Source organism: Oecophyllibacter saccharovorans (assembly GCF_006542375.1).
GTDB classification, from domain to species: Bacteria; Pseudomonadota; Alphaproteobacteria; order Acetobacterales; family Acetobacteraceae; genus Oecophyllibacter; species Oecophyllibacter saccharovorans.
In genome coordinates this window covers 59,584-71,705 of record NZ_CP038143.1, presented here as the reverse complement: position 1 = coordinate 71,705, position 12,122 = coordinate 59,584, and the positions used below count along the sequence as shown (strand labels likewise).

The following is a 12,122-nucleotide window of genomic DNA, read 5'->3' as shown; positions in this document are numbered from 1 at the left end:
GCGCATCACTTTTCCTGTGACGGCTTCTCCTGAGGCAACTCCCGGGCAAACTGGCGGTGACGCGTCACGACGCTTTCAACGATGCAACGAAAAAATCTGTCTGCCAGAGCAGGGGGCAGCCCGGCCTGTAGAGCGATCTGGTGCAGTCGGGTCAGCTGCTGATTTTCCCGCTCCAGGTCCGTGGGGGGGAGCTGATGAATGGCTTTCAGGCATCCCACGGTATCCGTGCAGCGGAAGCGTTCTGCAAGCATGTAGATCAGGGCCGCATCTATATTGTCGATAGAGGCGCGGAGCTGCGTCAGTTCTGAAGGGGGGCTGGCCTTGGGCTGGCCAGGTTCGTTTTTCCCGGGCTCATTCTTCATTGAGGTCCACCCAGGCAAGGTGGCCGCCTTTGCCTGCGCCCAGATCCATGAAAATGGCTTCCCCGCCCTGGCGGCCGGTCCGGCTCCAGGGACGTCCGTCGGTGGATCGGCGGTCATGACCGACATAGACCGTCAGATGGGGGGGAATCCGGTTGATCCAGTTGAGCAGGCGTTCCGGATAACCGTCAGGTTGCATGCGCCCAGTCGTCTCGCCGAACAGCGCGCGCGAAAGCGGACCGGACATGGTTGCCAAGCCGGTAGCGGGCGGGGGCTCGTTGAGCATGGCGGTGTGAAACCCCCCATGGACGAAGAGGCGGTTGCCGATCCGCTGCCAGGCCGGGGCGCGGGCAATGGCTTCATAGGCCCGCTGGGCGAGTTCCAGGTTATGGGGCTGCCCAAGTTGCTGCAGGGTTTCCTCCAACGCCTGGTCGCGGCGCAGGCGCCGCCCTTCTAGGGCCCGACCCAGCTTGCGGTCATGATTGCCCAGCACGAACATGCCCCGCTGGGTTTCCAGCAGTTCCAGCATGTGTTCGAGCACACCAGCACTGTCAGGACCATGATCAACCAGATCGCCCAGCTGAATGACGTAACGTTCCGTAGCGATGGCGTGCCGGAATGCGGTGAGATCGCCATGCACGTCTCCCACCACACGCAGACCATGTTCGCGTATGCGCTTCAGGGCGGATGGGGAAAAAGACGGCTCAGCAAAAATGGTTCGGACTTTCCTGAAATGGGGTTAGGTAACACCCCTTCCTGCATGTCTCCAGAAAGGAGCAGGCAAAAGCGATGGTGGAAGTAAGGAATTACAGCGAAGTATGAATATGTGAGGGGGATTTTCCGCTGTCGGGCCGAAATCGTCAAGCGAGAGAGTGGATTTCGTACAGTCCCGCCCCGCTTTCTCCGTCGTTAGGCGCTTTGAGAGGTGTTGTCCAGCAGGGCGAGGCTCTCGTCAAAATTGACTGATAGCAGCCGGCTGACCCCGCGTTCCTGCATCGTAACACCGAACAGGCGGTCCATATGCGCCATGGTGAGCTGGTGGTGTGTTACAACGAGAAAGCGTGTACCGGTCTGGCGGGTCATGTCGCGCAACAGGGCGCAGAACCTCTCCACATTGGCATCATCAAGCGGTGCGTCCACTTCATCCAGCACGCAGAGGGGGGCCGGAGTGCACTGAAAGGCGGCAAAGATCAGCGACAGGGCGGTCAGGGCCTGTTCCCCGCCTGACAGGAGGGAAAGCGTGGCCAGTTTCTTTCCGGGTGGCTGGGCGAAAATCTCCAGTCCTGCTTCAAGGGGGTCTTCGGACCCGACCAGCCCCAGATGGGCGCGGCCGCCTCCGAACATGCGTGAGAAAAGTGACTGGAACTGACTGTCCATTTCCGCAAAGACCTGTTTGAGGCGCGCGCGGCCTTCGCGGTTGAGGGTCTGCACAGCGGTATCAAGGCGTGAGACCGCGCCCTGCAGATCCGCCTGTTCTGCTGCCAGCTGATCGTATTGCCCTTGTAGGGTGGTGCATTCTTCTTCAGCGCACAGATTGACACTGCCCAGGCCCTCACGTGCGTTCAGGGCTTCTTTCAGCAACTTTCTGATCTCACGCTCACTCAGGCCTTCAAACGCGCAGGAGAGCTGGGGCGCAGGAGATGAGGGGAGAGGCCGTTCCTCCTGGAGCCGGTCACGGGTTTCCAGGGCCTGCTCCAGCCGTGCCTGAAGCCCAAGGGCTGTTTCACGTTTTTCAGTCAGCTGCTTGCGGGCAACGACAGTTGCGGCTTCATGCGCTTCCAGGCTGGCTTGAGCCTCCTCAAGCTGGGCAGCCTGCGCGGCGCGTTCTTCTTCGAGGCTGGCGAGCTTGCGGGTCTTTTCATCAAGCGCGCGTGTCAGTTCTTTCAGTTCGGACCTTTCAGCCTGGGCCCGGAGATGGGCGAAACGCGTTGTCAGGTGATCCCGGGTTGTTTCCAGGCGGGTCTTTTCAGCTTTTCGCGCTTCAATCCGCCCTTCGAGCGTTTCCGACTGGCTTTGAACATGGTGAATTTCCTGCTGGGTTTGCTGAATTTCCTCCTGCAAGGTCTGAGTTGCCCTTTCCTGAGCCTGACAGGTTTCGCTGGCCTTCTGCAGAAGCTGGTAGGTGTCAGCCTCGGGGGGAAGCTGCGACAGTTCCAGCTGAACCATCTGCAGTTCAGTCTCATGGCGCGTCAGCAGGTTGGCTGCCTGCTGTTCCTGTTGCTGCAGCTCTTGCAGACCCTGGTGCAGGGCGTGAGTTTCCTCCAGCAGGGAAGCAAGCTGCGTGTCCAGTGAAGCGCAAAGGGCTGCCTGCTGACTCTGCTGGTGCATCTGGGCCTTCTGCTGGTTCTGGAGGCTGGAAAGTTCTTTCTCAATCAGCTGCAGTTTTTCCTGCCTTTGCTCCTTGTGACGCTCACAGGCTTCCCTGTCTGCCGTGACTGTCGCCAGTTCGGTCTGGCAGGCGCGTTTTTCCGTTTCAGTCAGGCTCAGCTGGCGTCTCAGTTCTGTAAGCCGTTCGGAGCATTGGTTTTTCTGTCTTTTGCTTTCCTCCCGCTGATTACAGGCTTTCTGGTAAGCAGACAGGGCAGCTTCCGCCTGCTGGCGGCATTGCTGAAGGCTGTGGCGGGCTTCCGTAAGCGTTTTCTGAAGCTTTTCTGCTCCAGGCGCGCTGACTGTCAGGGCAGCGAGGGCCTGCTTGACCTGTTGCAGCCGGGCCCTGGAATAAGTCAGTTGTTTTTCCAGCTGCTCGAGGTGCTGGCGGCCCTGTGTCAAGGCTTGCCCCTGAAGGGTCCGGGCCTGTCGGACAGCCTGGAGACGGGTGCCCGCTTCAGCGCTGGCGTGCTGGCATCTTTCAAGATGTGACGTGGAAGCTGTCAGCGCTTCATGTGCCTGCTTACATTGCTCTTCGAGAGCCTGAACTTCCGGCTGCAGTTTTTGCAACTTCCTGCGGGCCTGCGCCTGCGCCTGATCCACGGCCCGAAGTTGCTGCTGGAGTGCCAGCTGCCGGGTCGCTGATGATGCGGTCGGGGCACGTTGGACAAATCCATCCCAGCGCCAGATCGTACCTTCGCGGGTAACGAGGAGCTGTCCGGGCCGCAGATCAGGCTGCAGGCGTTCTGCTTCCTCTGCAGAAGCGACTACGTAGATCGTTTCCAACCGTCGTTGGGCTTCAGGAGGGGCGCTGACCAGGGAAGCCAGGGCAGGGAGATCTTCCCGGACAGGGGGTAGGGAAAGGGGGGGCAGTCTGCGCCAGAAAGAGGCGGTGTCTGTCGGGGCAAGGCTTCCTTCCACAGAGGCCCCTAAGGCGTTCCCAACCGCTTCAACCAGTTCCGGCGGGCAAACCAGCGCAGTGGCAAGGGTAGGAAAGGGCTGCTGCGGTGCGTCTTCAGCAGCAGATTGCTGGCAACTGGCCTGGAGACCTGTTTTCTCGCTCTGCAACCGCAGGAGAGCCGTTTCAGTTTCCCGGAGTTCAATGCGGGCAGTTTCAGTGCGTTCCTGAAGCGCCTGATGCTCTGCCAGCATTTCGTTGTGCAGCTGTACCTGTTTTTCAAGAGTCTTTTCAGCCTGCTCCAGCGTGTTCTGCGCCTGATGCAGCTCTGCATCCGGTGGAAGTTTCCCGGTCAGTACGGCCAGCTCTTCGCGTTTCCGCGCAACGGCCGCTTCTTCCGAAAGGAGACGTTGGGTCAGATGTGTCTCTTCTGCTTCCAGGCTTTCCCTGCGCTGACGGGACTGTGCCTCTTTCCCCTGCACGGTAAGCCATTCCTGCTCCTGAACGCTGCAGGACAGTTCGGCTTCTTTCACCTCGTTCTGGGCCAATGAGAGAAAGCTTTCAGCCTTCTGAACGGTTTCTTCCAGCATTTGTGCAGCTGGCAGCGCCTGCAGGGCGCGTTCGTGAGAGGTGATCTCCTTTTGGATATCGTGCAAACGGCCAGCCTGGGTAGAAAGCCGGCCTGCAAGGGTTTTTTCCTGATGATCCAGGCGCTGGAGAGCGGCTTCCGCCTGCTGGAATTCCTGTCGGGTGAGACGCGCAGAAAATTGCGTTTCCTGCTCAGCTTCCCGGAGATTTCCCAGCTGTTTCTGCTGTTGGGAGTGCTCTTCCTGCGCCTGGGCCAGCTGAGCGCGCAGCTGGTCAGGGGCGGGGCGGACAGCGAGTTTCTGGCCTAGCTGAGACCGCTCCTCAAGCCGCTGGGTTTTTTCTGCACGTAGAAGCGCCAGTTGTTTCTGAAATTGTTCTGCCTGTTGGACGAGGCGTTGCCTCTGGCTCGAAGCTGTCTGGAAAGTCACCTGGGCGTGGGTCTGCGCGTCACGTGCTTGTTTGAGCGCCTGCACTGCGGTGAAGTGGTCTTGTTGCAACTGTGGCAGTGCGGTTGTGCAGGTCTCCAGCCGCTCCTGCAGCATTTCCAGCTGGTGATGGTCTTTGGTCTGGGCCTCCAGCAGGCAGGTGAGGGCGGCCCGGCACCGTTCCTGTTCGGTCTCGAGATGGCGCTGTTCCTCCTGGCGATCCGCAGCGGTTTGTCGGGCATGGTGCAGCTCTGTTCTGGTCAGCTCAACCTGGAGGTGAAGCGCCTGCCAACGCTGGTCGAGCTGTCCATGCTGCTGGCGGTGCCTGGCGAGTTCTGCCTGGAGCTGAGTTGAGAGTTTCTGCTGTTGATGCGCGTGCTGCTGGAGTTGCTCCAGATCCTGCCGCGTTTTTTCAAGAAGGCTGGAAAACTTCTCCACCTGGGAGCGGGCCTGGCGGTGCTGCAGGTGCAGAAGGGCTTCTTCGCAGTCCCTGACAGTGGCGGCATGGCGGCGATAATTCCGGGCCTGTTCGACCTGGTGGTGCAGCTCTTCCAGGCGCTGTTTCAGCTGTTGGGAACGTTCCCGGGCGCGTTCAAGATTGGTTTCGGTCTGGCGGAGTTTCATCGCTGCGTCATTGCGGCGGGCATGCAGCCCTGTAATGCCTGCCGCCTCTTCCAGCAGCAGGCGTCGTTCTTCAGGCCTGGCGCTGATCAGGCGGCCGACGCGATTCTGGCTGATGATCGCAGAGCTCCTGGCACCGGAAGCCAGATCCGCAAAAAGGGTATGGATATCGCGCACGCGCACGGCCCGGCCGTTAAGACGGTAGGAGGTGCCCTGTTCCCGTTCCGCCTGGCGCTGCACTTCCAGAACGGGGCTGTCAGTCAGCGGAGGGGGCGCAAGGCCTTGCGCATCCTGCAGGGTCAGGGCCACGCGCATCAGGTTGCGGGCGGCGCGCCCCCGGCTGCCGGCAAAAATGAGGTCGTCGCTCTCGCCACCACGCAGGGCACGGGCTGAGGATTCTCCCATGACCCAGCGCAGCGCTTCAACGATGTTGGACTTGCCGCAGCCATTCGGCCCCACAATCCCCGACAGCCCTGGCAGAATGGGCAGGCTGGTCTCGTCGGCAAAGCTCTTGAAACCGCTGAGGGTCAGTGAGGTGATCGCGGCCTTGTGGGATTTGGGGTCAGTCATGAAAACACGTCTGCCCGCGCAGTGATCAGACAGTTTCCTGACCTGTCAGGAAACTTGATCCATGCAGAGATCTTTCCCTGACAGGCTGGATGGAAGCGAAGCCGGTTCAGCTGGCAGCCTTTTTGACCATTTCAGCAAATTTCGTGATGTTGCCCGGGTCCTGGGGGAGGGCAAGATTGTTGAAACGGAAGTAGGGCGTGCCCTCGATATGGTATTTCTCTTCTGCCTGATGGGCCTGATTGTAGAGAGCCTCGGCATAGGCCTTGTCATTGCGGATCGCATCGAACTGCGCTTTGGAAACCCCTGCCAGAGCGGCGATTTTCTCCAGATAGGCTACCGGATCACCGCCTGAGAACAGCCATTTCACCTGGTGGGAGAAAAGGGCATCGATAAAGGGCAGGTAGCGGTTTTCAGGCAGGCTGCGTGCCACCATCGCGCCCAGCAGACCAGCACCGTCCATCGGAAAATCATTGAACTGGAAACGGATCTTGCCGGTATCGATGAAGTCCTTCTTGACCTGGGGGAATTCGGTCAGGGCGAAATGGGCGCAATGCGTGCAGGTCAGGGAAAACCACTCCTGCACCAGAACCTTGGCATTGGGATTGCCGATGATGCGCGGTGCAAGACGGGGATCTGTGGCACCAACGGTTCCGGCTTGCGCCGGAGGGCTGGCGGGTGCCCGGTCGGCAGGGGCGGAAGTCTCGTCAGCTGCTGCGCTGTCCTTCACAGAGAGGATCAGACCGCTGAGCGCCAGGGCACCCGGCGCAGCGACCAGAAGGGAACGACGGGTGAGGCGATAAGGGCTGCGCATGGCCAGGCTCCGGCTGAATGAGGAAAGTGAACGGACTGAAAGGCGATTTAAACCGAGAATATCACCGGGAATATCAGAGGGTTTGGTAATGTTCGGGTGAAGAGGTGAGAAGGGCCGACACGTTACGAAGTCACCGACCGTTCATCAAGTCTCGCGGTCATCAGGTTCCGCTTCAGTGTGCGAAGCATCGTCTGGCTTCCAGTCAGCAGGCAGGCGCATCCGCAAACGCCGGATGTGACGTGCATCGGCTTCAAGAACGCGGAATTCCAGCCCGCTTGGATGGGTCAGCACTTCATCACGGGCCGGAACATGTTCAGCCAGGCGGAAAACCAGGCCGCCCACCGTTTCGATCTCCGCCTCGCGTTCCACATCGGTCAGAAAACGCCCGACCTTTTCCTCCAGCTCGCGGATAGGCAGGCGCGCATCCAGGTCGATGGTACCGTCAGGGCGTTCGATCCACGCTTCCCTGACGGGTTCATCATGCTCGTCGGAAATATCACCGACGATCGTTTCAATGAGGTCTTCAATCGTAACCAGCCCGTCGATGCTGCCATATTCATCAATGACCAGGGCCATATGCGTTCTGCGCTGGCGCATCTGGAGCAGAAGATCGAGGATCGGAATGGTCGGCGCGATGAAAAGGGGCTGGCGCAGAAGGGATTTGAGGTCGAAGGGTTTGTCCTGGCCGATGGCGGCCACCAGATCCTTGACGTGGATCATCCCAACCACGTCATCGAGCTCTCCGTGATAGACCGGCAGGCGCGAGTGCTGCTCGCGCTTCATCATCTCCAGCGCTTCGTCAAGAGCGATATCGTCCGTCATGGCCACGATATCGGTGCGGGGAACCATGACGTCATCTGCAGTGATGTCTCGCAGGCGCAGGACATTCATGATGAGCGCCCGTTCCTGTCGGTCTAGCTCCGGCGTGTCGGGGGTGTCGGAATCAGCGGCGGATTCCTTGACGAGCGTGGCGATCGTGTCGCGCAGTCCCTGTTCCCGTTGCCGCCGGCCGAAAAGGCTCAGAAAGGAGGCGCGCTCCTTGGGAGGAACGTCAGGAGCGGGAGAATCGGGTGGAGAAATGGTCATGGTCTTCGCCTGTTAACCTGTTTCCAGGGATCGGCAAAACCCAGGGCGCGCATGATGCGCGTCTCGAGGGTTTCCATTCGCCTGGCCTCACCGGGGTGATGATGGTCATGACCTGCCAGATGCAGCAGGCCGTGCACCAGAAGATGAGAAAGATGAGCGCGCAGCGGGCGTCCGGCGCCCTGCGCTTCGCGTTGGACTGTCTCGAGCGCCAGAATGATGTCTCCTCCCATGAAAGGAGCGGGCGGCTCGAAAGTCAGCACATTGGTGGGCTTATGCCGGCCGCGGAACCGACCGTTCAGTCTGCGGATCCGCCGGTCATCGGAAAAGGTGACGGTCGGGGCAGGGCCAGCTGACAGGGTCTGCACGACCCTGCCATGCCGCAGGGTGGCGGCAGTCGTACGGTTGACGAGTTTTTCCAGATCGTTGATCTGCCGACGCCATCCGGGCGCCTCAACGAGGATGGGGGTCTCGGGATGGCCCTCCTCGATTGCGGGTCCCCCAGGCATCTCAGCGTGTGCGCGGGAAACGCCCATGGGTCCGGCTGTTTCTCCGCTGGTGTCCCTCGTCGCGGTCATAGGTATTTCTGGAGGTCGGTTCTTCAGGGGGCTGGCGGTCATAAGCGTCGACGATCCGGGCCACGAGTGGATGACGCACCACGTCTTCTGAAGTGAGGTGGCATATGGAAATGCCTTCCACGCCCTCCAGGGTATGAAGAGCGTTCTTGAGGCCGGAAGTGACCCCGGGCGGTAGATCGATCTGGCTAATGTCGCCCGTGATGGCCATGCGCGTGTTCGGCCCCATGCGGGTAAGGAACATCTTCATCTGTGCAGGGGTGGTGTTCTGGGCTTCATCGAGGATGACATAGGCGTGCGCCAGCGTGCGACCGCGCATGAAGGCAAGGGGGGCCACCTCGATTTCCCCGTTGCCCATGCGACGGGTGATCTGCTCGGCTGGCATCATGTCATGCAGGGCATCATAAAGCGGGCGCAGATAGGGGTCGATCTTCTCGCGCATGTCGCCCGGGAGAAAGCCCAGCTTTTCACCGGCCTCAACAGCTGGGCGCGAGAGGATGATGCGGTCCACCTGGCCTGCCTGCAGCATGGCGACTGCCTGGGCGACGGCCAGATAGGTCTTGCCGGTGCCGGCAGGGCCGATGCCGAAAACCAGTTCCTGCCGTCCCAGCTCTTCCATGTACCCGGTCTGCCCGTGGGAGCGCGGGCTGACAACGCCGCGCTTGGTCTGGATGGTGGGCAGATGGCGCAGATCAGCCGAAGCGGTGTTGCCGCCAGGACCTGCACTTTTTCTGGACCTGGAAGAAGAGGGGATGGGCTGGCGGCCTGAACGGCTTCCGTCACGTGCGGGTCTTGCACGTGCAGTCTGGGAAGAGATGGCGTTCTGAAGGGTTCTCGGTTCGGAGGAGGCTGCCGCTTCATGATTGCGGGACGGGTGGCTGAGCAGGCGCAGAATGGCATCCACCTGCTCGGTGCCGATGGGCTCGCCCTGTTCAGCCTGGCGGTAGAGACCGAGCAGGGCTGCCTGTGCCTGGTCCACCGCATCGCTCGGGCCTGAAATGGCCACGCGGTTGCCTCGGCAGGAAAGGCGTGCGTTCAGGCCGTCTTCCAGCCGGGCCAGGTTGCGGTCATGCTCGCCCAGAATCCGTTGAAGCAGCGCATTGTCTTCAAACCGCAGCGTGAGGGTGCGTTGCTCTCCGTCGGGGCGGGCAGTGCTGGAGCGGGAGGAAGGAGAATAACGGGTCACGCGTCTGGATGCTCCTTAAGCAGAATGGCGCTGAGGGAATTGGAGAGTTTTTCAGTGATGCGGACTTGAACGATCTGGCCGATCAGATCGGGCGTGCCTTCAAAATGGACGGGTTGCAGATAAGGTGTGCGCCCGTTGAGCTGGCCTGCCTTGCGCCCCGGACCGGTGATAAGAATATCCTGAACCGTCCCGACAAGAGAAGCGTTAAACGTGTCCTGCTGCTCACGAAGCAGGCCCTGCAGGACGGCAAGCCGGCGTGATTTGACGTCTTCAGGCACCTGTGCCGGCTGTCCGGCAGCCGGCGTGCCGGGCCGCGGGGAATATTTGAAGCTGAAAGCACTGGCAAACCGGACGTCACGGACGAGCTGCAGCGTGGCTTCGAAATCTTCTTCCGTCTCTCCCGGGTGGCCGACGATGAAGTCAGAAGACAGGGCCAGATCCGGACGGGCCTTGCGCAGCTCGGCAACCAGTTCCCGGTACTGTGCGGCCGTATGGCCGCGGTTCATGGCCTTGAGCACCCGGTCGGAACCGCTTTGCACAGGCAGGTGCAGGAAAGGCATCAGGGCCGGGTTGTCGCGGTGTGCCTCGATCAGTCGCGTTGTCATGTCGCGCGGATGCGAGGTGGTGTAGCGGATGCGCTCCAGCCCGGGAATATGACGCAGGCACTCAGCCAGTCCTGCGAGATCAACCGTGCTCACCCCGTCATCATCAAGGCCGTGATAGGCGTTGACGTTCTGGCCCAGCAGGGTGATTTCCCGCACGCCTGAAGCCGCCATCCGCCGGGCTTCGGCCGCAATGGCTGCGACGGGCCGGCTGGTTTCGGCCCCGCGTGTATAGGGTACCACACAGAAGGAGCAGAATTTGTCGCAGCCTTCCTGGATTGTCAGGAAGGCGGTCAGGTTTCCGGGTGTCTGGGGCGCGGCTTCATCTGGCAGGGCATCGAATTTCGTCTCGGCCGGGAAATCCGTCTCGATGACCGACCCGCCGGCGCGTGCCACTTTGGCCACCATTTCCGGCAGGCGATGATAGGTCTGCGGCCCCAGAACCAGATCGACATAGGGTGCGCGCGCCAGAAGTTCTTCTCCTTCGGCCTGTGCGACGCAACCTGCGACAGCCAGAAGCGTGCGGCGGCCGTTGGCTTGGCGTTCTTCACAGATGCCGCGCAGACGCCCCAGCTCGGAAAAGACCTTCTCAGCTGCCCGCTCACGGATGTGGCAGGTGTTGAGAATGATCATGTCGGCTTCTTCGGGCCGTTCAACCGGCTGGTAGCCCAACGGGCGCAGGACATCCGCCATGCGGGCGCTGTCATAGACATTCATCTGACAGCCCCAGGTGATGATATGCAGGCCACGGGTATTGGGAACGGTCGGGGAGAGTTCAGGCATGGAATCCGGCGTCAGGAAAACGGGTAGGCGGGGTGGAAGAGAAAGGAAACCGAAGCAGGGAACGGATCATCGGGTTTCTGCAAGAACGCCGTGTTCGTAGCGTTGCTGGTTTATGTCCTCATTGCCTTTGCGGATGATGGCATGCGTTGCTTCCGCAAGGCTTTTGCGGCTCGGGTAATCCTTGGGATCAATGGGAGGGTGCAGCACGATGGTGGCGCGCATTGAGCGCCATTTCCCGAGATTCCAAATATGGGGCACCAGTTCCATGTCCCCGAACCAGGAAAATACCGAAATGCGGCGGTTACGTCCCGTCGGCAGGCCTTCAAGGCGGTCATAGGCGACGGAAATGGGCTGCACCAGGGGAATCGGGTGGTCGGGCATGACGCCCTTGCGGGCGCGCGGCTTGGCAAGCGTGAACAATGAGGCCCTGAAAGGCAGAACGCCGGTGCCGTCGGAAGAGGTTCCTTCGGGAAAGAAGGCAATGTTATAGCCTTTCTGCAGGCGCTTGATCAGGAACTGCACTTCCTTTTCGGCCGTCTGGCGGTTGCGGCTGATGAAGATGGTGCCCCCCACCTTGGTCAGGCTGCCGATCAGCGGCCAGGTGCTGATCTCCTGCTTGCCGATGAAAAGGGTGGGCAGGATGCTGCCCAGGGTGGCGATGTCCAGCCAGGTCGAATGATTGGCCGCAAACAGCACAGGACGCTGTTTCAGCCCTGGCGTGGTGGCGGCCGGGGTGGTGCCGAGGACCCGGACTTCGATGTTCAGGATCCGGCAGACGCCTTTCCAGAAAATGACCGGCATGCGGATGTGCATCCAGCCCGGCAGAATCTGGAACAACGCCTGTGCCCAGCCCGAGAACGTCCCCCAGGCGAAGAGGGCCAGAATGCGCCCGGCAGAGCGCAGGCCGCGGTAGAAGGCGGTGGGAGACCAGCGGGAAGGCGCCGGGAAAAGCGCTTCCGGATCAAACTGTGGGCGCCGGCTGCGCTGGCGACGCCTGGAGATGAACGGGTCAGGAGACATGTTCAAAACAGATAGGCGTTTTAATAGCGGGAAACAATCTTCACATGCCCAGTCAGGTAAGCTGTCAGTGCCCTGATCCGAGAAGGGATCCGAGAGGAGATGTCTTATCACGGCCCTTTTTTGCCAGTATAGCTGCAACGGTCCGTAATGCAGGTTATCGGGGCGGCAACCTGAGGGGCAGGGGCCTGTGAGCCGGGCAGGGAACCGGCGGAAGCGGCTGGGAATGTCATCAAT

The 12,122-nt window shown here is 60.8% G+C and carries 9 protein-coding genes; all 9 read right to left on the bottom strand.

The genetic code is table 11. The annotated features are described in order from the left end of the window. Positions 1 to 5: 5 nt before the first annotated feature. Positions 6 to 362: a chorismate mutase gene (locus tag E3E11_RS00275; RefSeq protein WP_141450655.1), complete on the bottom strand. Its 357-nt coding sequence runs from the start codon at positions 360 to 362 to the stop codon at positions 6 to 8. Beyond that, a complete protein-coding gene (locus tag E3E11_RS00270) occupies positions 352 to 1,041 on the bottom strand; it encodes a metallophosphoesterase (protein WP_141450654.1) in 690 nt (229 codons plus the stop codon). The genes E3E11_RS00275 and E3E11_RS00270 overlap by 11 nt, the downstream gene beginning before the upstream one ends. 227 nt (positions 1,042 to 1,268) lie before the next feature. After that, positions 1,269 to 5,828, bottom strand: a complete 4,560-nt coding sequence (locus tag E3E11_RS00265; RefSeq protein WP_141450653.1) for an AAA family ATPase — start codon at positions 5,826 to 5,828, stop codon at positions 1,269 to 1,271. Positions 5,829 to 5,934: 106 nt separating this feature from the next. Continuing rightward, entirely contained in the window at positions 5,935 to 6,639 is a 705-nt protein-coding gene (locus E3E11_RS00260; protein WP_141450652.1) for a thioredoxin domain-containing protein, read from the bottom strand. 144 nt (positions 6,640 to 6,783) lie between these two features. Next, positions 6,784 to 7,725 (bottom strand): hemolysin family protein, encoded by a 942-nt coding sequence (locus E3E11_RS00255; protein ID WP_141450651.1) that lies wholly within the window; start codon positions 7,723 to 7,725, stop codon positions 6,784 to 6,786. Further along, positions 7,722 to 8,258: an rRNA maturation RNase YbeY gene (gene ybeY, locus E3E11_RS00250; RefSeq protein ID WP_231118922.1), complete on the bottom strand. Its 537-nt coding sequence runs from the start codon at positions 8,256 to 8,258 to the stop codon at positions 7,722 to 7,724. The genes E3E11_RS00255 and ybeY overlap by 4 nt, the downstream gene beginning before the upstream one ends. Next, positions 8,233 to 9,414 (bottom strand): PhoH family protein, encoded by a 1,182-nt coding sequence (locus tag E3E11_RS00245; RefSeq protein ID WP_407938694.1) that lies wholly within the window; start codon positions 9,412 to 9,414, stop codon positions 8,233 to 8,235. The genes ybeY and E3E11_RS00245 overlap by 26 nt, the downstream gene beginning before the upstream one ends. Before the next feature lie 65 nt (positions 9,415 to 9,479). Then, positions 9,480 to 10,868: a tRNA (N6-isopentenyl adenosine(37)-C2)-methylthiotransferase MiaB gene (gene miaB, locus E3E11_RS00240; protein ID WP_141450649.1), complete on the bottom strand. Its 1,389-nt coding sequence runs from the start codon at positions 10,866 to 10,868 to the stop codon at positions 9,480 to 9,482. 66 nt (positions 10,869 to 10,934) lie between these two features. After that, positions 10,935 to 11,888, bottom strand: coding sequence for a lysophospholipid acyltransferase family protein (locus E3E11_RS00235; protein WP_141450648.1), 954 nt, complete (start codon positions 11,886 to 11,888; stop codon positions 10,935 to 10,937). Positions 11,889 to 12,122: the final 234 nt, after the last annotated feature.

Bases quoted from the DNA above. Each gene is read 5' to 3' on its own strand.
- E3E11_RS00275 (WP_141450655.1), bottom strand. From the start codon at position 362: ATGAAGAATGAGCCCGGGAAAAACGAACCTGGCCAGCCCAAGGCCAGC.
- E3E11_RS00265 (WP_141450653.1), bottom strand. From the start codon at position 5,828: ATGACTGACCCCAAATCCCACAAGGCCGCGATCACCTCACTGACCCTC.
- E3E11_RS00260 (WP_141450652.1), bottom strand. From the start codon at position 6,639: ATGCGCAGCCCTTATCGCCTCACCCGTCGTTCCCTTCTGGTCGCTGCG.
- E3E11_RS00255 (WP_141450651.1), bottom strand. From the start codon at position 7,725: ATGACCATTTCTCCACCCGATTCTCCCGCTCCTGACGTTCCTCCCAAG.
- ybeY (WP_231118922.1), bottom strand. From the start codon at position 8,258: ATGGGCGTTTCCCGCGCACACGCTGAGATGCCTGGGGGACCCGCAATC.
- miaB (WP_141450649.1), bottom strand. From the start codon at position 10,868: ATGCCTGAACTCTCCCCGACCGTTCCCAATACCCGTGGCCTGCATATC.
- E3E11_RS00235 (WP_141450648.1), bottom strand. From the start codon at position 11,888: ATGTCTCCTGACCCGTTCATCTCCAGGCGTCGCCAGCGCAGCCGGCGC.